Here is a 19,075-nt window from a genome sequence, read left to right on the forward strand (position 1 = left end):
TGAACTCTCCCGCTTTTCAGACCTGCAACTGTGCATCCGCACCGCGAATTTGCCACGTATATATCATCGCGATCCGCAAGACGGCAATGTGTCGGTTTGTTGAAAGAAAACCCGATAGGTTCCATGCGCGGCCGACATTGGCGTGTTGTTGCGGCGAAACCGTGGCTTTACTGGCCAAATGGTAAAAAGGCAGGTCACGATGCTGCGTAACCTGCCTCTAAACTCAGTAGTTGTTTGGCTTCCAGCCAATATCCATGTCGTTCCAGTCCTCATTGGCTGAACCGACGCTGATATCGCCGAGCGTACGGAAGGCCAGACGGGCGTTGATCGACCAGTCATTGGCGGCCTGACGGCTGGAATTGATATTGCCTTCGTCGGAATAGCTGACCGTCAGGATCGTGCACTCATCCTGATAGGCAATGCCGATGCGACGTTCGGCGGCAAACTTCCCGTTCAGATCGTAATTGATCGAACCGAACAGCGACCAGTTATCGTCCATGCGCAGCGAACCGGACGCCTGGATGATATCGCGGTCCTCGTTATAGCCGTATTTCGGCTGTGCCTTGACCTGCGTATAGCTGAGCTTGCCGGTAAGGCGACGGTCCGAATAGCTGATGCCCGTCTCCGAGCGGTTGATGTCGAAATCGTCCTTGTCGAGACGCAGGCTCGACGACAGCGAAAGTCCGATCGGCGCATCGAAAGCGGCCATGGCGACGTAATCCGAACGGTCGGATTCGAGGCCCGAATTGGCGCCTGCATTGACGAGATCGTAGGAGGCGAAGGAGTTGTCGCCCGCCAGATGGAAGGACTGGCCGGCAATGGCGCGAACACCGTAGCCGTTGTCGAACGTACCGTTATAGCGGAAGCCGATATTGGCGCGTGTGCCACCTTCGATCCGGTCGAAACCGGAGAATTTGTCGCGTTCGAACAGATTGGTCGCGTCGAAGACGAATGCCTGTGCGTCCTCGTTCGGAAGGCGGCCGGCATATTGTTCGTTCGGGCGCACGAAAATCTGTGCAATGGGCTCGATCACGTGGCTGCTGTTGAGCGCCGTGAACAGCCAGGGATAACGCACTTCCAGACCACCGGTGACCATGCCGCGGAACGCCGCGCCGTCATGCATCATGCCCTCATAGGCATAGGAGGTCCCGCCCGAGGTGAAGGCCGCAGGAGACATGTCCGTCCAGAGCGCGTCGCCGCGTGCGGCGAATATCGGCGTGATCTGCAGGCCGCTATCCATCGTGAAGGTGCGCTTCCACTCGGCTTCGGTGGAAAGGCGCGTATAGTCGCCCTCAAGCCCGCTGAAACGCGGATAACCGCCGAGCGCGTAAGCATCCTGTTTCAGGCGCGTGATGCTCGTCAGGTTGGTGGTCAGCGAAAGTTCGCCGCCATAAACCGGATCCGGCACGAAATAACGGTAATCGACGACCGGATGGACGATCGCCTGTTTGCGTTCCTTGGTTTCGGTATTGTCCGTGTCCTGAACGTTGAAATAATAACCGCGGGCTTCGAAGCTGTTACGCTCACTCGCACCGGTCAGATAGATCTGGTTGGTCTGAACGTCGTTTTTATAACCCTTCAGCCCATAGGTGCGCGAAAAGTTATTGTCGGTCTGCACCATGGCATCCCAGCCGAAAGCCCAGCGCGGGTTGATCGAGAAATCACCCTTGCTTGCGATCATGCCGCGATTGTCGTTGAGGGCGTCGCTGGTGCCGGCCGTGAAGGTTTCGGACTTCTGCTGGCTGATGCCCGCGATCGTGACCGTGTGCATGCCGGTTTCGAAGCGCTGGCGCAACTCCGCCTGTAGCAGCAGACCCTGCGTCGTGTAATAGGTCGGCGTGACGGTCACGTCCGAAGTGTCGGACAGAACGTGGAAATAGGGGACACCGATACCGAAACCGAGGTTGTCGGTAATGCTCATCTGCGGGAACAGGAAGCCGGATTTACGCTTCACCGTATTGTCCGGAACCGTAAGGAACGGCAGATAGGCGATCGAATGGCCGAAAAGCTGCAGGCGGGCCTTTTCAAGCCGCACCGTATGGGTCTTGCCGTCCTGAACGACGCGCTCGGCCTTGACCTGCCACAACGGCGCCTTTTCGGGCCGCTCGGCGCAGGGCAGACACGCGGTGTAGACACCGTTGTTGAGCACCATCAGGTCGCCTTCGAGACGCTCGGCGCTTTCACCGGCGATACGGGTATTGTCCGTGGTCTCGACGCGCAGCGCATTGACGAAGCCCTGACCGAAATCGTCGGTCACGTCCATCTCGTCGGCATAGATCTTGTTGCCGCCCGGCTCGATCAGCTCGATGTTGCCATGGGCGATCACGCGGCCGGTCTGCTGGTTATATTCCACTTGCTGGGCCACCATGCGGTAGCCCGAATATTTCATGCGAACCACGCCCTTCGCGATCACGCGCTGGGAATCGCGATTATAGGTCAGTTCATTTGCTGTAAGCAGGAGTTTCGAATCGTCTTGGCTTGCCGACGCAAGCAAACCATCCTGGCCGAAAGCGACCGGGCTGGATGCCAAATACGCGCACACAGCGGCACCTGTCAGAAGGGCCGTCCAAAGCCGCCTGATATTCCCGCGGTCATATACCGCCACTAGCCGTCCTCCTGATGAAGCAGAATGGTTGCCCCCAAAGCCAACGCCACGATGACTGGAACCCAGACCGCGACGGTGGGAGGGACAACACCACCACTCCCGAATGCCCTTACGAGCACGGTTACTACATAAAGCACGAAGCCGGAAACGATTCCACCCAGAATCACGGAGCGCGATTGGGCGAAGCGGCTGAACTTTAATGAAACGGTCGCGGCGATCAAGGTCATCGCGACCAGAAGCAGGGGCGTCGATAGCAGGAAATGATACTGCGTCTCAAGCGCCTTCGAAGATAGTCCAAAGGACTTTGCAACTTCGATCTTGTGAGAAAGGTCAAAGAAAGCAACGGTTTCCGTCTGCGTCATGCGCTCCTGGACGAATTCCCGTCTCAGATTGGTACTGATCCGCGTGCTTTCTTGCCGAACTGGCACATGCCCGGCGCGGGTTTCCGAAACGCCGTTAAGAAGCCAGTAACCATCTTCTAATTTAGCCGACTTCGCATCCTTACGGGAGACGATGTTTCCGTCCTTGTCGATGTCGATCAGAACCACGTCGAGAAGCAGCGTTCCATTGTCCTCGAAGCTCTTGGCCCCGATGATCGTATCCTGGCCGCCGCTTGCCTGGCGCATCCACGGAATGATCTCCTGCTGGCGGCCGCCGCCCGCTTCGTTGCGCAGACCGGCTTCCATCGCCAGCGACTTGTTCTGGCCCCATGCCGCGATGGGGTTCAGGATGGTGACCGACAGGATGCCGATGAACACCGCGCCGAGCACGAAGGGAAGGATGAACTGCCAGGCGGAAATGCCGGCGGCGCGCGTCACCACCAGTTCGTAACGCCGGTTGAGCGAGATCAGCGTCGTCATGCCGACGAAAAGCGCGATGAAGGGCACGGTCTGTTGCAGGATCAGCGGCAGGCGAAGCGCCGTCAGGCCAAGGGCGGCCGGGACGGAATAGCCGGGCAGGCCGGACATGCGCCGTGCCGTTTCGCTGAAGTCGGCAAGGTAAATGATCGAGGATACGCCGAGCACGAACCAGATGGCGGTGATCAGATATCGCTTCAGGAAATACCGGGAGAGCGTGTTGAAAATCATGCGTTGCCGCTCCCAGAGCTTTTCGCCATCCGGCTGGAGAAGAGACGGCGCAGACGACCCATCGCATCGGCGATGATTTTCGGCATTTTCGGCTTGCGGCCGGTCAGCAGAATGAAGGCGGCGGCGCCGCCGCTGAGGCCCGGAACGGCATAGACCAGCGGAATGAAGGCCGCGCTCTGCTTGATCTGATTGGTGACGTAAAAACCAAGCCACCGCAGCATGAAGGCCGTCACCAGTGCGGCGACCATCGGATGCAGGCGCGCCTCGCGGTGCGAACGGGCATCGGCGGCGATGACCAGCGAAATCAGCGCGAAGGAGAAGGCGAACATCCAGTCCGACAGGCGCTTGTGCAGCTCGCTGCGGAAGGCTTCCGGCGAGCGCTTGTAGCTCGCATTGTTCTCGTCGGGTGAAAGAAGGAAACCGAGGCTGGCATCGCCCGGCGAGAGCGACGGCTCGGAATCCTGCTTTTCCGACATGGTCGAAAGGTCGAAGGCGTAGGACAGGAACTTGACGATCGAGACCTTGCCGTCCGGCGTCTTCTGCTGCACTTCGCCGTCGCGCATGGTCAGCGACGTGCCGCTTTCGTCGATCATGCCTTCCTTGGCATAATAGATGAGGTCGAAATTCGGATCGCGGCGGTCGGCGACGAACAGGCCCTTGAGGATACGGCCCTGCCGCTGGGCGATCTGCACGTAAAGACCGTCCTGAATGGTGCGGAAAGTCTTTTCTTCGATCACCGAGGACAGAAGGTCGGCATAGGCGGCGGCCACCATCTGCCGGGCGGAGCTGCGGGCGGGCGGCTCGATGAAATTGGTGATGGTGAAGGAAAACGCGCTCAGAATGGCGGCCAGAATGAGAACCGGGCGATACATGATCGACCGGGGCGATCCGGCCGCATCGATGATGGCAAGCTCGGAATCGTTGTTCATCGTGGTGAAGATCTGGGTGATGCCGATCACCAGCGCGAAAGGCAGGACGACCGGGATCAGCGTCGGCAGGATCATCGTCGCGAGCGCCATGAAGGAACCCATCGACTGGCCGGTATCGGTGACGAGATTGATTCTCTGGAGAACCTGGATGGTCCAGATGATGGCCAGCACCGGCAGCAGGGCGACCAGAAACATCTGCGTTGTCCGCCGCAGGATATAGTTCTCGAGAAGCTTCATACGGCCCTGTTCGACATTGTTTTTCCGTGCGATCGCTCGCCGAATTTCCGCCTATCTAATCGCATCGTTTGCAATTGGCTATTCCGGCGTGCTCACAAATATGTTTTGCGCGATGATTTTTCCATCGCCTGTGTCTTTTTGTGGAACAAGCTGTCGGTTTCATGACGCGATTTCGGATTCCACAAAAATGCCTTTCCTTTAACGACTGTAGGCCTTTAAAGAATGCGGGGTTGCGCCCGGGGCCGAAAAGGCCATGATCATGCGCATCGTGCAAGTCATAGAAGAAGAGCAGGAAAACATGTCCGCCAAATTCGATATTTCTTTCGCCAATTCCGCCGCGCTTGAAAACGCGCTCGCCGTTGTGCTGCAGGCCTCGGGTGAGGCGCAGGCCGTCGCCGGCGCCTCCGAGGCCGATCCGGGCGGTGTGATCGAAAGGGCGGCGAAGATTTCGGGCTTTTCCGCAAAGTCCATGACGACGCTCGACGTGATCGCGCCGCAGGGTTCCGCCGCCGACCGGCTGCTCGTCATCGGCCTCGGCAAGCCGTCGAAGCTGGTCGCCCATGACTGGCTGCGCGCCGGCGGCACCGCCGCCGCCAGTTTTAAGAAGGCGGACAGGGTCGTCATCTATCTCGATGCGCCGGGCGTAGAGGTCGGTGCGCAGGCTGCTGCGGATTTCGCGCTTGGCCTGCTGCTGCGCGCCTATAGCTTCGATGCCTACAAGACCAAGAAAAAGTCCGACGAAGAGAAGACGCCGAAGAAGGTGGAGATCGTCATCGTCACGGCCGCCCATCAGGAAGCGGAAAAGGCTTTTGCCGTGTCCGAGGCCGTTGCGGGCGGTGTTACCCTGGCGCGCGATCTCGTCAACCTGCCGCCGAACGCTCTCGGCCCCGTCGAATTTGCCGAGAAGGCGGAGGAGCTGCGCAAGCTCGGCGTCGAGGTGGAAATCCTTGGCGAGAAGGAGCTGAAGAAGCTCGGCATGAATGCGCTTCTCGGTGTGGCGCAGGGGTCGGCGCGCCCGCCCAGACTTGCGGTGATGCAGTGGAACGGCGGCAACAAGAAGGATGAACCGATTGCCTTCGTCGGCAAGGGCGTCGTTTTCGATACCGGCGGCATTTCGCTGAAGCCCGGCCTCAATATGGAGGATATGAAGGGTGACATGGGCGGGGCCGCCGCCGTGACCGGCCTGATGCATGCGCTCGCCGCCCGCAAGGCCAAGGCGAATGTAATCGGCGTCATCGGCCTCGTGGAAAACATGCCTGACGGCAATGCCCAGCGTCCGGGCGATATCGTCACCTCCATGTCCGGCCAAACCATCGAGATCATCAATACCGATGCCGAAGGCCGGCTGGTTCTGGCCGATGCGCTCTGGTACACCAAGGATCGCTTCAACCCGAAATTCATGGTGAACCTCGCCACGCTGACGGGCGCGATCACGGTGGCGCTCGGCAATCTTCAGGCCGGTCTTTTCTCGAATGACGACGAGCTTGCAGCACGCCTCACGCAGGCGGGCGATGTGACGGCCGAAAAACTGTGGCGCATGCCGCTCGGCAAGGATTACGACAAGATCATCGATTCCAAATTCGCCGACATGAAGAACAGCTCGGGCCGTCTGGCGGGTTCCGTCACCGCCGCGCAGTTCCTCAAGCGTTTCGTGGGCGAAACCTCCTGGGCGCATCTCGATATCGCCGGCACCGCCATGGGGTCGCCGCTGACCGAGATCAACCAGTCATGGGGATCGGGCTACGGCGTCCGGCTGCTGAACGAACTCGTTCGCGCCCATTACGAAGATTGAAACGAGCGGAGCGGCACGTCTGCGGATGACTGAAATTCTGTTTTACCATCTGACGGAATCGAAGCTGGAGGATGCGTTGCCGCCCTTGCTCGAGAAATCGCTGGAACGCGGCTGGAAAGTCGCGATCCAGACGGTGGGCGAGGAGCGCCGCGATTTTCTCGATACGCATCTGTGGACCTTTCGTGACGACAGTTTCCTGCCGCACGCCACCGATACTTCGCCCGCACCGCAAAACCAGCCGATTCTCCTGACGGCGTCGGACGAGAATGCCAATGCGGCAAGTGTCCGCTTTCTCGTCGATGGCGCCGAGCCGCCGGCGGTGGAAGCCTATGAACGTATCGTGTTCATGTTCGACGGATACGATGCCTACCAGCTCGAAATGGCGCGGAATCACTGGAAAAGGCTGAAAACAGAGGGGCATTCCCTGACCTACTGGCAGCAGTCGCCTGAAGGCCGCTGGCAGAAGAAGGCCTGATCGCACCGCCGATTGGGCGTCCCCACGATTGGTTCCATACGCAAACAGACCGGCAAAAATTCGCACGTGGCGTCAATTGCCGGTTTTTGCATTATGCGCCCAAAGGAAACGCAGCGGAATGGGCTTCCGCTTCGACCAAGGCGGTTGGTTTGACCTGCTCTGCCTCGGGCGGCTTCCTGTAACGCAACAGCAGAAGGACATGAGTATGGGACAGGCGATATCGCGACCGGAGGGAGAAACCGAGCGTCTGGTTGCGGTGCGGTCGATCATGTCTTTCAAGAATGCCGAGATGCCGGAGCTGAAAGTGCTGTCGCAACTGGGGCAGGGGGTTTTTGGCGTGGCGCGTGCGGCGGTCAATATTGTCGATGAGGATTGGCTTCATATCGCCGAGCAGGCCGGAATGGAACTGTCGGAATGCCCGCGCGATCTGTCGATATGCAACCGCGTCATTGCCAAGCAGGATGTGGTGGTGATTTCCGATCTGACCGAGCATCCGCATTTCCGCTTCATGTCCTATGTCAAAGGGGGGCCGGAGCTGCGTTCCTATGCGGGTGCGCCGATCGAACTTGAGCCCGGTCTTGTTGTTGGCGCCTTTTGTCTGGTCGATACGGTGCCGAGAAATTTTTCCCGCGTCGAAATCGACAATCTCAGACATTTCGCGTTGCTGGCGGCTGCATTGCTGCGGCTTCAAAAAGCCAATTTCACCATGAGCCTGGCCGAACGCGAATTGCGTGATGCGGCGATGACCGATCCGCTGACCGGTTTTTATAATCGCAAGGCGCTGGAGGCGATTGTCGATGGCCAGCTCGGCGCGGCCCTGTGTGCAAACGAGGCCTTCGGTGTCCTTTATCTTGATCTGGACGGTTTCAAGACCATCAACGACACGTTCGGCCATCCTGCCGGCGACCGCGTTCTGACCGCCGCCGCCGGACGTATTCGCAAGGCAATCCGCAAGCAGGACATCGTCGTGCGCATGGGCGGCGATGAATTCGCGATCTTTATACCGCGGCCCGACGCTCCCGATGTCATGAACGGGCTGGCGGACCGGCTTCTGGCCGCTTTCCGGAACCCCTTTGACGTGGACGGGCAGGAGGTGGACGCCCGCCTCAGCATCGGCGGCGCGCTTGCTCCGCAGGCGGGTGCAGACCGGGCAACGCTGCTATGCAGCGTCGACGAAGCCCTATATCAGGCCAAAAAATCAGGGCGCGACCGTTTCGTCAGCCGCGCCCTTTGAGGCATTGTCCTTCGGAAAGCGTTTCTGCTTCTCAGTCGTAGAAGGAATCCACAAATTTGTGGCGGCCGAGCAGGAAGGCGTCGGCCACATGGGTCAGCGGCGCAAGATCAACATCGGAGCGGCCTGCCTTGATGATTTCCGAGAAACGCTCGTAAAGGGCCGGATATTCCCGTTCCGGCTGGGAGAGTTTTTCTTCGCCGTTGATCGAGAGCTTTGCGCCGCCTTCCGAAAGCACCATTCGTCCCGCCGCCGTTTCGGCAACGATATCCCAGCTCTGCTTGCCGGTCTGGCGCCAGTCGAATTCGGCATGGACGGGCGTTTTCGTCACATCGGAAAAATGCAGGTCGGCGGCAATCGGGGCGTCGCGGTTTTCCGGGAATTCCAGCGTGGCCTTGGTCAGAAACAGCGCGCGCGGCAGGATATGGGTGATGATCGAAAGCGCGTTGATGCCGGGGTCGAACACGCCAAGACCGCCCGCCTGCCAGATCCAGGCCTGGTTCGGGTGCCAGTGGCGCACATCCTCTTTCCAGATGACATGCACGCTGTCGATTTTCGTGGAAGCCAGAAACGCCTTCGCAGCCTCGACCGCCGGGGCATAACGCGAATGCCAGCTTGCAAACAGCGAAAGGCCCTTCGAATCCGCCAGCCGGACGAGATCCTGCACTTCCGAAAGGGTGGCGCCCGGCGGCTTTTCGAGGAAGACGTGCTTGCCGGCATTCAGCGCCGCGTAGGCCGCCTCGTAACGATATTGTGGCGGCATGCACAGCGACACCGCATCGATAGCAGGTACAGCCTCCAGCATGGTTTCGATGGTGCCATAGGAAGCGACGCCGTCCACGGTGCCGTGGCGGCTTGCGGTGCAGATCAATTCAAAATCCGGATTGCCTGCAATGGCGGGAAGATGCTGGTCGCGAACGATTTTGCCGACGCCGACGATGGCAAGCTTGGTGGCTGACATGAAGTGGAACCCGTGTGAGTGCTGCATGGGATAAAGTGTGATTTTTACAAGTTTTTAGCAGAAACGACCGAAGGAGCAAGGTGATCGTTTCCACCGGGAACGTCTTTTTTCAAGCGGTAACGTCATAACAAATTTCGACATGTGTATTCTTTGATGATGTAATATTCGACGATTACAAATATTTTTCCGTAATTTAAAGTGTTATTTTTCTTTATTGAGTGGTTTTAATATTGATTTTTTGAGTTATATTCTGAGAATATCCATAATAATTTTAGATTTCGCTTGAGTAGATTTTTGAAGAGCGGGTGCGTGGTGATTTTACTTGAAGATGACCGTTCGTCCGGCTTCGTTCGCAAAGTCAATGAAAGCAGCCGTCAATTCAATACATATGGATTGATTTTCGGCGCCATCCTCTACAATCTCTACGTGTTTGTGGACATGAATCTGGTGCCGGAGATCATCTGGCTGGATCTGACGGTCCGCCTGCTTGTCATCACGCCGCTTCTGTTTCTTTATTTTCCAGCCCGGTATTATGCGCTCAGGGCGCGCGCCGATGCTGTGGCGCATGAGGTTCTGCACGGGCTGGGCTGCATGTTGGTCGTGGCGTCGCTGATGTACATATATGCCAGTGCGAAGACCGCCTCGGCGAGCGAATATTACATGGGCATCGTCACCGTCGTCCTCTACATGAATACGATACATCGCAAGCCGTTTCCGCTTGCTGTCCTCGGAACGGTCGGCTGCATGGCGGTTTTCATCGGTGGCATGCAATATGTCGCCGTGACGAGCGAGGTGGCCAGAATACCGGCCATCATGTGCTCGGTCGGGATCAGCGCCGTCTCGCTGTTTGCGGCCTATCGCATCGAGCAGGTGGAAAGGCGGGACTATCTGGCCTCGCTGCGTGAAAAGACGCTGCTACAGCGGATCCAGAACGCAAATCACGAGCTTCAGCAGCTTTCCAATACCGACCAGCTCACCGGCATTCGCAACCGCCGCAGCTTTGACGAGGCGGCGAGCGAGGCTTCGGGCGGCAGCGGCCGGCCCCGCGCGCTCATCCTTATCGATGTCGATTATTTCAAGAATTATAATGACTCGGAGGGCCATCTGGCTGGCGATGACTGCCTGCGCAGGATCGCCGGCAGGCTGCGCGGCGGCTTGCGGAAGGACGATGGCGACAGAAGTTTCGTCGCACGCTATGGTGGGGAGGAATTTGTGGTTCTGCTCGACAATTGCGTTGTTTCCGCCGCGCTCGCCATCGGCGAAAGGCTCAGATTGGCCGTGATCGACGAGGCCATACCCCATCTCAACCGTCCAGACGGGCGGGAAATCGTCACGGTCAGCCTCGGCATTGCCGTTTCCGGTGACGGCAGGGAAATCATATACGAGATGGTGAACCGGGCCGATATGGCGCTTTACGAGGCGAAGCGTCTGGGCCGCGACCGGCTGGTGCTCGCCTCCGGGAATATGGCGACGATTATCGGACCAGCGGAGCTTTGCGGCGTCGAAGCTGCAATATCGGCTTAGGCCCTGAAGGTCGGGCGATGTGTTATAAATTCTGTCCTGCACGAAGCAGGATTTGTGAAGGCCATGTGCCGGAATGCCGGCGCCAGAACAAATAATAACCGGGGAATGCAGATGATGGAATTGATCGCCGCACAAGCGGCAGCATCGGCTGCCGAGCTTCCATTCCTGCTGCTTCAGGCGGCCGCCGTGGTTGGCATGGTGTCCGTGCTTATCCTTCTGCGGCGAAACATTGCCCTCGAGGATCATCGCTACAAAGTCTATTACGGCATCGTCTTCGGAATGGCGGGCTTTCTGCTGACCTTGCTGGTTTCCGAGTTCATCAAGCTGCCCTCCAAGCCCTATATCCGCTCCGACCTGCTGTTTCTGGCCGGGGTGCTGGGGTCCTGGCAGGGCGGGCTGATCAGCCTGTCGCTCGTGGCAGCGGGGCGTTTCGTGTTCGGCGGTCCCGTGCTGTTTTTTGCGGCCCTGCAGGACATGGTCGTCATTTCGGCCTGCGGCATCGTCATGTATGGCTGGATGCGCAAGCGCCGCCTCGCCGATCTGGGAATTCGGGATATTCTCACCGTCTTCGCGGTCAGGTTCATTGCCGTGCTGCTTGCCGTCTCTGTCTCATTCGCCCTTGGGCTTGTCGACCAGTCGCTGTTTTTGAGTGCAATAGGCCGCCGAACCTTAGGCGCCGTCGCCGTCGGCCTGCCGATGATCTTCTGCCTGTTCATCCTTCTGCGCAGCGAGGCGCGGGCGCGGGAAGAGACGAGGCAACGCGAGGTGGCAGCGCGGACGGATTCATTGACCGGCCTGCCCAACCGGCGCGCCCTCAAGGACCATATAGAAGCGACGATGCGGCAGGAGCCGGCCGTTCCGCACGCTCTCATTCTGATCGAGATCGTCAATATTGCCGATGTCGCCGCCTGCGAGGGCGAGGACTGGAGCGATCTTTTCTGGCCGAGGCTGGCGCGGGAAATCTGCGACCGGGAAGACGGCCTGCTGTGCAGATCCAATACGCCCTGCAGCTTCATGTTCGGCGATACGACACTTGCGGTCGTCATGCGGGGGATTTCGCTGGAGAAGTCCGAAAGTGCGAAACTCATGATGCATCTGCATGACGGGTTGAGCGCATTTTGCCGCTCGGCGGAGGCGGGGCCGGTGCCGCATCTCAAGATCGGTGCGGCGAATCTGGACAGGCTTTCCCGGCAGAACGTAGCCTCCTTCCTCAGGCACCTCAGCCTCGCGCTGAAGGGAAGCGATCATCCGGTGCAGATTTTCCCCTTCTCCTTTGCCGAGAAAGCGACACGGGACGAGGCGGTGCGGCAGATGCTGGTCAACTGGATCAAATCCGGCACGCCGCCCATTTGTTATCAGCCGAAATTCGAAATGCGCAATCGCCGGATGATCGGCGCCGAAGCGCTCCTGCGCGCGGTCGATGCGCGGGGGCAGGCGCTTTCGCCTTATTATGTGCTGGAGATCGCCGAACGCCATCGGCTGCTGGTGGAATTCGAATGGTCGACGATCGAAGCCGTCGTGCGCGATCTTCGCGACCTGCACGGCCTTGAGGCGGATTTTCATCTGGCGGTGAATATTTCCGCTTCGTCCTTTACGAGCGCGCATTTCGCAGATCGTGTCGTGGCGCTGCTGCACGAAATGGCGGTGCCGGCGCACCGCCTCTCTATCGAAGTGACGGAGATGAGCAGGATACCGACCACCGATGTCGTACAGCAGAATTTCGATACGCTGATTGCCGCAGGCGTCCGGCTGGCGCTCGATGATTTCGGCACCGGTTATGCCGCCCTCACTTTGCTGGCGCGGTTCCCGTTCGAAGAGGTCAAGATCGATCACTGGATGACATCGAGGCTCGACCAGTCGCGGTTCAGGGAGGCCATTGCGCTCGCCTTCGAGAGTGCGGAGCGTTACGGCGCAAAGCTGGTGACGGAAGGCATAGAAACAGAGGAACAGAGCCGGCTCCTCATGCAGATGGGCATTCGCTTCGGGCAGGGTTATCTTTACTCCCCCGCCGTACCGCTCGACCGCCTGCAACCGCGCAGGGCATGCGCCTAGGACATTTCCAGTTCAACCGAAAGCGCAGTCGCGCATCACCCCGCCATTGCTTCTTCATATTCGCTCGAAAGCAGCAGCCATTGCTCCTCCGCATCCGAAAGCTTCGCGGCGGCCTCGCCGCGCTCCTTCACTTTTTGTGCGGCCTTGGCGGGCGCTTTTTCGTATAGGACGGGATCCGCCAGCTCGGCGTCGAGCGACTGAATCGTTTTCTCAAGCTTTGCCGTCAGGGATTCGATTTCATTGATCTTTTTCTTGAGCGGCGCGAGCTGGGCGCGCTTTTCCGCGCTTGCCTTGCGCTGATCGGCTTTGGAAGCCTGATCGGCCACGGCGTCGGTCTTGTCTTCCTTCTTTTTACCGGAGGAAACGACGAGATCGCGATATTCCTCCATGTCGCCTTCGAAGATCTTGACCGTGCCGTCAGCCACCAGCCACAGCCGATCCACTGTCGCCTCGATGAGATGGCGGTCGTGCGAGATGAGGATGACCGCGCCGCTGTAATCGTTCAGCGCCTCGATCAGCGCACGGCGGCTGTCGATATCGAGATGGTTGGTCGGTTCGTCGAGGATGAGAAGGTTCGGCGCATGGAAGGCCGCAAGTCCCATCAGCAGCCGGGCCTTTTCGCCACCGGAAAGGTCCTTTGCCGCTGTCGCCATCTTTTCGGTTGCGAGACCCATCTGCGCCACGCGGGAGCGCACCTGCGCCTCCGGGGCCAGCGGCATCAGCTTGCGCACATGTTCGACCGGGGTTTCATCCGGCACGAGGTCATCGAGCTGATGCTGCGCGAAGAAACCGATCTTCAGGCCAGGGGCGACGCGAAGATCGCCCGCCTGTGGCGCAAGCCGGCCGGATATGAATTTCGCGAAGGTGGATTTGCCGTTGCCGTTGGAGCCGAGCAGCGCAATGCGGTCGTCATTGTCGATCCTGAGATTGAGCTGCTTCAGAATGGATTTGCCCGGCTCGTAACCCACAGCCCCGCCATTGATGGCGACGATGGGGGAGGCGGGCTGCTTTTCCGGCTCCGGGAAGGTGATCGGCTGGACGTGATCCTCGATCACGGCGGCGACGGTGCCCATGCGCTCCAGCGCCTTGATGCGGCTCTGCGCCTGCCGCGCCTTGGTGGCCTTGGCGCGGAAACGGTCGATGAAGCTTTGCAGGTGCTTGCGCGCGGCGTCGTTCTTCGCCTTCGCCTTCATCTGCAATTCGTCGGCCTCGGCCTTCTGCCGCTCGAACTGGTCGTAACCGCCGCGATAGAAGGTCAGCTTCTTCTGGTCCAGATGCACGATGGAGTTGACGGCATTGTTGAGAAGATCGCGGTCGTGGCTGATGATGATGACGGTATGCGGATAACGCCGGATATAATCCTCCAGCCAGAGCGTGCCTTCGAGGTCGAGATAGTTGGTCGGCTCGTCGAGCAGCAAAAGGTCGGGCTCTGCAAACAGCACGGAGGCGAGCGCCACGCGCATACGCCAGCCGCCGGAGAAGGAGGAGGCCGGGCGAAGCTGCGCTTCGTGATCGAAACCGAGGCCGGCAAGAATGCTGGAGGCGCGCGCTTCCGCCGAATGGGCGTCGATATCGACGAGCCGCATCTGGATTTCCGCGATACGGTGCGGATCGGTTGCGGTTTCCGCCTCGGCCAAAAGCGCGCTGCGCTCCCTGTCGGCCGAAAGCACGATGGAAATCAGCGATTCCTCGGTGCCTGGGGCTTCCTGCGCCACCTGGCCGATGCGCGCCTGTTTCGGGATTGTCACCGAACCGCTTTCCGCCGAGAAATCGCCGGTGATGACCCGGAACAGGGTGGATTTGCCGGCGCCATTGCGGCCAACAAGGCCCGCCTTCACACCGGCGGGAAGCGTCACGCTGGCATGGTCGAGAAGCAGACGCCCGGCGATACGGGCGGAAAGATCGGTAATCGTAATCATGGCGCCGTTTTGGCCGAACTGTCTGGCCAAGGCAAGAGCGCCCGCGCCACATCGGGCGAGATTAAAGTGTCAATCGCCGAGCTGCGCCAGATAGCTGCTGCGGCTATGCTGCGCCACCTCCCGCGAATAACCGACGACGCAGTTGCGGGTGCCGCAGCGGGCCGAAAGCAGAGCGAGTTCGGCATGGCTGAAAAATTCGGCGGGCGTTGCGGTTCCATCCACCGCGGCGACGCCGATTGAAACGGTCAGATGTTCACCGTCTCCTTCCTGCGTCACGAAACGCAGCGCCTCCACGCTTTGCCGCAACCGCTCGGCAATGGCCTCGGCCGTGTTCTGCGGCACGCCGGCAAACAGGAAGGCGAATTCATCGCCACCGATACGGGCGACGAAATCGTCCTTCTTGATGGTCTTGCGAAACAGGGCGGCAAGCCTTCTGAGCGCCTTGTTGCCGGCGGCGGAGCCGTATTTGCCATTGATCTCCCGGAAATGGTCGATATCCAGCAGCGCGAGCGTGGTGGCGGAGGCGGCGCGGTCCTTTGAAAACAGGCCGCCGAGCTTTTCAAGAAAAGCAGCCCGGTTGGGAAGCGCGGTTAGCGCATCGCGCAGCGAGGCGGCCTGAAGCTCCCCCCGATTTCTTTCAACCTCGCGGATTTTCACCAGCCCCATGGCGATGAAATGCCGAAGGCTCGTCTGTTCTTCGTGGATATCGCCCAGCAAATCGACGAAGCGCTCCGTTGCGGGCGGCTCGCCATCTTCATCCTGCTCAAGGCTGGCCAGGAAAGTTTCGGTGCGCTGAAGGCTTGCATCCAGCCGCGCGGAAATCTGCGTCAGTGTATCGAAGGCCTCGCTTGCCATCTGTTCGGCTTCGATGCGCGAAAAGCCGGGCAGATTGTGCCGTTGGCCGATGAGGTCGATTTCATGCTGCTGCGGCGCATTGCCGAGCGCGAGAATGTCACGGCCCATGGCCGGATTGTGTCCGGACAATATTTCATAGATCAATTCATAATTGCGCGGCAAAGGTGCAATGTTCATCTTGGCGATGAACTGCGTGATCTTGGTAACGACAAGAGCGCTTCTTGCCTGTTCGCGTTTTTTATCGCCCGCCGATGTCGTCACTGACAGCCCCAATAGCAATGGATTATTATGAATGGACCGGCGATAACCGATTGTTGAACGGCGTTATTCTTACAAGCGACGGTTTAAAATAGAATAAATCCACGAAGAATTTTGCCGTCACGAAGCATAAATTCCGCGTTGCGGAAGGCGGGTGTCCCCCCAAGCGTTCCTTGATCGATAATATGACAAATCCTGATTTGATTTCGGGCGGCGACCGTTTTTATATCGCTTCATCGATGTTGCAGAAGAGGGGCAGCCCATGACGACTTCCAGAACGCTCTATTCGCTATGCGGAAGCGATACTTCCCGGCCATTTTCTCCCCATTGCTGGAAAACCGTGCTTTCGCTGGCGCATAAGGGGCTGGATTTCGAGGAGCGGCCTTTACCCTTCACGGTGATCCCGACGGTGGAGGACGGGTTTTCGAAGACCGTGCCGATCCTGCGCGACGGTGACGAGCTGGTGAGCGACAGTTTTGAAATCGCGCTTTACCTGGACGAGGCTTACCCCGAGCGCCCGTCGCTGTTTAACGGCGAGGGCGGCAAGGCCATGGCCCGTTTCGTCGAAAGCTGGTCGCAGACGGTGCTTCACCCGGCCATCGTCCGCATCGCCGTGCTCGATATCCATAATATGCTGGACGAGCCGGACCGCCGTTATTTTCGCGATAGCCGCACGAAAGCGCTCGGCCGCCCGCTCGAGGATGTGGTGGCGAACCGCGAGGCGGAAATCGCAGCCTTTCCGGCATTGCTTGCGCCGATCCGGCGTATGCTGAGCTTCCAGCCTTTCATCGGCGGCACATCGCCGCTCTTTGCGGATTACATCGTGTTCGGCGCGCTGCAATGGGCGCGGATCACCACCGGGGCGGATTTGTTCGCCGATAACGACCCCGTGCGGGACTGGTTCGAAGGCTGCCTCGATCTCTACGATGCGAGAGGCCGCAGTGTGACAGCGGCGTGAAATGTCTGGCATCATCGTCGCAATCTCGTCGATCCCCCTTGTTTTCGGGCCTTTGGGCGGGTAAAGACCGCCCACTTTCTCTGAAGGAAAAGGAAACGGACATATGGCGATTGAACGCACATTTTCGATGATCAAGCCGGACGCAACCAAGCGTAACCTGACGGGCGCGATCACCAAGGTATTTGAAGACAACGGCCTGCGCGTCGTCGCCTCCAAGCGCGTCTGGATGAGCAAGCGCGAAGCCGAAGGCTTCTACGCCGTTCACAAAGAGCGTCCCTTCTTCGGCGAACTCGTTGAAGGCATGACCTCCGGCCCGACCATCGTTCAGGTTCTGGAAGGCGAAAACGCCATCCTGAAGAACCGCGAAATCATGGGCGCCACCAACCCGGCCCAGGCCGCTGAAGGCACCATCCGCAAGACCTTCGCGCTCTCCATCGGCGAAAACTCCGTTCACGGTTCCGACGCTCCGGAAACCGCCGCACAGGAAATCGCCTACTGGTTCGCCGAAACGGAAATCGTCGGCTGATTCAATATCTCAACGGCTTGAATCGCTGTTGCAGGCGATTGTGTGAAGCTGCTGAAAAGACTCGAAGAAACGGAGCCGAAAGGCTCCGTTTTTTTGTTTTGGAGCGCTGCCTGCAAGATAGTGCGTTTCTGCGGAGACCTCACTTCATACTCCGTCACCCCGGACTGGATCCGGGGTCCAGCGCGATCAAGTCCTTGATCGCAAAGACTCTTACGCCACGCAGACGCGCGGCGGCTGGATGCCGGGTCAAGCCCGGCATGACGGAAGAGAGGTTTGCCACCCCCTACAGAGAACTGAGCCTAAGGCTGCAATTTTTTGTTAGGACGCCGGACACCCCTGAACCGGTCGCATATCCGTCGTGCCATCCGGTTTGAACACCTCCGGATTGGGCGTATAAAGCGGGCCGACCACCAGCGGCTTGGCGGGAAGAAGCGACTGGTCGGTGTCGGAGCGGATCGTGGTTTCGATGGTCTGAAGGATGTCGCCTTCCGGCCCCTTGATGCGGATGGTGACCTTATAGGGCCGGTCCTGCTTCACACATTCCACCGGTGGGCTCTGAACCGTGATCTTTTCGTCTTTCGGGAAAATCTTCTCGCGGCTGGTGAGGTCTGGACCGCCGCGCGGGTTTTCGAACGTCGCTTCCACCGTGCTGCCTTCGCGAACGGGCGCGATGCGCTGGAGGGTCACCAAATAGGTGGCGATGGCGACGCGATAGTTGAAAACGAACATCCGGCCGGAAACCTTCGCCACTTCGCGCGGTTCGTCCCGCTGGCAGCCTGAAAGAGCGAGCATTCCCGCAATCGCCAGCAAGGGAAGGGCAATTCTTCTCATGATCGCACGTCCTTCTTCCGGTGATAGTGCCGGCTGGCTTTCTGCCGGTTGCCGCAAACCGCCATATCGCACCAGATCCGGCTTCTGTTCTTGCTGCGGTCGATGAAAAGCCAGCCGCAATTGCCGCAGATCCGCAGCCGCTCCTTTGTCTCACCGGCAAGCAGCGAGAGGGCGGAATGGGCGGTGGCGTTGCCGAGGCTTTCGGCAAGCGGAAACGTCCGCAGCGCCGTGCCGCAGGCGAAGAGAAGCCCGGCCAGCCTGCCGTCGCCATCGTCGCCGCCGGTAATGGCGGCGCGGAAATAATCGTCGACAGCCTCGCGAAGATCGAGAAAAACCGCCTGCTTTTCCGCCTCGGGCGCGATGAGCGTGGGAAACCTGTCACGTTCCGCACCGAGCCTTGTAGCCGCTTCGGCAAAGGCCGCGATCTGCGCCGGCACGGCAAAACGGTCGACTGATTTTGCCGCATCCGAGCGCAGGATCACGCTATTGGCGACATCCAGTGCCAATGCGCCGCCTGCGAAACGATGTTCTGTCCAGCGAAAGGTCATGCTGCATATTATAACTGTCAAAATTGGTTTTAACAGTTATAATCATGGCGGGAGGACGCGTTTGGCCTATTTCCTGCAACAATTGCTGAATGCCGTGCCGGTCGCCTCGCTTTATGCGGTTCTGGCCTTTGGCTATGCCATCGCTTTTTCGGTCACCAAACGCGCCGATGTCACCTATGGCGCCATATTCGCCTTTGCCGGCCAGACCTGCCTGTTATTTGCCGATTTCGGCTGGAACCGGCTGTGGCTGGTTCTGCCGGCAACATTGGCGCTCGGGGCGGGGGCG

15 protein-coding genes and 1 pseudogene are annotated in these 19,075 nt (G+C 59.2%); 8 read left to right on the forward strand and 8 right to left on the reverse strand.

From position 1 onward, the window contains the following. Positions 1–223: 223 nt before the first annotated feature. From I3J13_RS16275 to I3J13_RS16285, 3 genes are read right to left on the reverse strand one after another with little or no spacing between them, the layout of a single operon-like run. The gene (locus I3J13_RS16275; protein WP_142778998.1) at positions 224–2,605 is read right to left on the reverse strand and encodes an LPS-assembly protein LptD; all 2,382 of its coding nucleotides are present in this window, start codon (positions 2,603–2,605) and stop codon (positions 224–226) included. Next, a complete protein-coding gene (gene lptG / locus I3J13_RS16280; RefSeq protein ID WP_035263022.1) occupies positions 2,605–3,693 on the reverse strand; it encodes an LPS export ABC transporter permease LptG in 1,089 nt (362 codons plus the stop codon). Before lptG ends, I3J13_RS16275 begins: the two co-directional genes overlap by 1 nt. Continuing rightward, positions 3,690–4,859, reverse strand: coding sequence for an LptF/LptG family permease (locus tag I3J13_RS16285; protein WP_035263025.1), 1,170 nt, complete (start codon positions 4,857–4,859; stop codon positions 3,690–3,692). Before I3J13_RS16285 ends, lptG begins: the two co-directional genes overlap by 4 nt. A gap of 298 nt (positions 4,860–5,157) precedes the next feature. Between I3J13_RS16285 and I3J13_RS16290 the strand changes: the two genes are divergently transcribed. The 3 genes from I3J13_RS16290 (at position 5,158) to I3J13_RS16300 (ending at position 8,360) form a co-directional block, all read left to right on the forward strand. Beyond that, entirely contained in the window at positions 5,158–6,651 is a 1,494-nt protein-coding gene (locus tag I3J13_RS16290) for a leucyl aminopeptidase (RefSeq protein ID WP_196379462.1), read from the forward strand. 25 nt (positions 6,652–6,676) lie between these two features. Further along, complete coding sequence (locus tag I3J13_RS16295; RefSeq protein ID WP_003520745.1) at positions 6,677–7,126, forward strand: DNA polymerase III subunit chi; 450 nt, start codon at positions 6,677–6,679, stop codon at positions 7,124–7,126. Positions 7,127–7,331: 205 nt separating this feature from the next. Then, positions 7,332–8,360 carry a sensor domain-containing diguanylate cyclase gene (locus tag I3J13_RS16300; RefSeq protein ID WP_196379463.1) on the forward strand — a complete coding sequence of 343 codons (1,029 nt, stop codon included), beginning with the start codon at positions 7,332–7,334 and terminating at the stop codon, positions 8,358–8,360. Positions 8,361–8,391: 31 nt separating this feature from the next. Here I3J13_RS16300 and I3J13_RS16305 read toward each other — a convergent pair whose 3' ends face one another. Beyond that, a complete protein-coding gene (locus I3J13_RS16305) occupies positions 8,392–9,318 on the reverse strand; it encodes a Gfo/Idh/MocA family protein (protein ID WP_196379453.1) in 927 nt (308 codons plus the stop codon). Positions 9,319–9,627: 309 nt separating this feature from the next. On the opposite strand from I3J13_RS16305, the gene I3J13_RS16310 reads away from it, so the two are divergent. Together I3J13_RS16310 and I3J13_RS16315 are read left to right on the forward strand one after the other, a co-directional pair. Beyond that, positions 9,628–10,842 (forward strand): diguanylate cyclase, encoded by a 1,215-nt coding sequence (locus I3J13_RS16310; protein WP_196379454.1) that lies wholly within the window; start codon positions 9,628–9,630, stop codon positions 10,840–10,842. A 111-nt stretch (positions 10,843–10,953) separates the two neighbouring features. Then, positions 10,954–12,894 (forward strand): EAL domain-containing protein, encoded by a 1,941-nt coding sequence (locus tag I3J13_RS16315; protein ID WP_196379455.1) that lies wholly within the window; start codon positions 10,954–10,956, stop codon positions 12,892–12,894. A 35-nt stretch (positions 12,895–12,929) separates the two neighbouring features. Here I3J13_RS16315 and I3J13_RS16320 read toward each other — a convergent pair whose 3' ends face one another. Together I3J13_RS16320 and I3J13_RS16325 are read right to left on the reverse strand one after the other, a co-directional pair. Beyond that, entirely contained in the window at positions 12,930–14,813 is a 1,884-nt protein-coding gene (locus I3J13_RS16320) for an ABC-F family ATP-binding cassette domain-containing protein (protein WP_196379464.1), read from the reverse strand. A gap of 69 nt (positions 14,814–14,882) precedes the next feature. Next, entirely contained in the window at positions 14,883–15,929 is a 1,047-nt protein-coding gene (locus I3J13_RS16325) for a GGDEF domain-containing protein (protein ID WP_196379456.1), read from the reverse strand. 259 nt (positions 15,930–16,188) lie between these two features. Here I3J13_RS16325 and I3J13_RS16330 point away from each other — a divergent pair, with 259 nt between their 5' ends. Together I3J13_RS16330 and ndk are read left to right on the forward strand one after the other, a co-directional pair. Further along, complete coding sequence (locus I3J13_RS16330; protein ID WP_020813408.1) at positions 16,189–16,884, forward strand: glutathione S-transferase family protein; 696 nt, start codon at positions 16,189–16,191, stop codon at positions 16,882–16,884. 103 nt (positions 16,885–16,987) lie between these two features. After that, positions 16,988–17,410 (forward strand): nucleoside-diphosphate kinase, encoded by a 423-nt coding sequence (gene ndk, locus I3J13_RS16335; protein WP_003496769.1) that lies wholly within the window; start codon positions 16,988–16,990, stop codon positions 17,408–17,410. Positions 17,411–17,728: 318 nt separating this feature from the next. Here the strand turns inward: ndk and I3J13_RS16340 are convergent, their stop codons facing one another. Further along, on the reverse strand, positions 17,729–18,241 hold the full coding sequence (locus I3J13_RS16340) for a hypothetical protein (RefSeq protein ID WP_196379457.1): 513 nt from the start codon (positions 18,239–18,241) through the stop codon (positions 17,729–17,731). Further along, positions 18,238–18,789, reverse strand: a complete 552-nt coding sequence (locus tag I3J13_RS16345; RefSeq protein WP_196379458.1) for a CGNR zinc finger domain-containing protein — start codon at positions 18,787–18,789, stop codon at positions 18,238–18,240. The genes I3J13_RS16340 and I3J13_RS16345 overlap by 4 nt, the downstream gene beginning before the upstream one ends. Before the next feature lie 61 nt (positions 18,790–18,850). Here I3J13_RS16345 and I3J13_RS16350 point away from each other — a divergent pair. Continuing rightward, positions 18,851–19,075 (forward strand): annotated as a pseudogene (locus I3J13_RS16350) (branched-chain amino acid ABC transporter permease); the annotation flags it as partial.

Source organism: Agrobacterium leguminum, from assembly GCF_015704895.1.
Classification (GTDB): Bacteria; Pseudomonadota; Alphaproteobacteria; order Rhizobiales; family Rhizobiaceae; genus Agrobacterium; species Agrobacterium leguminum.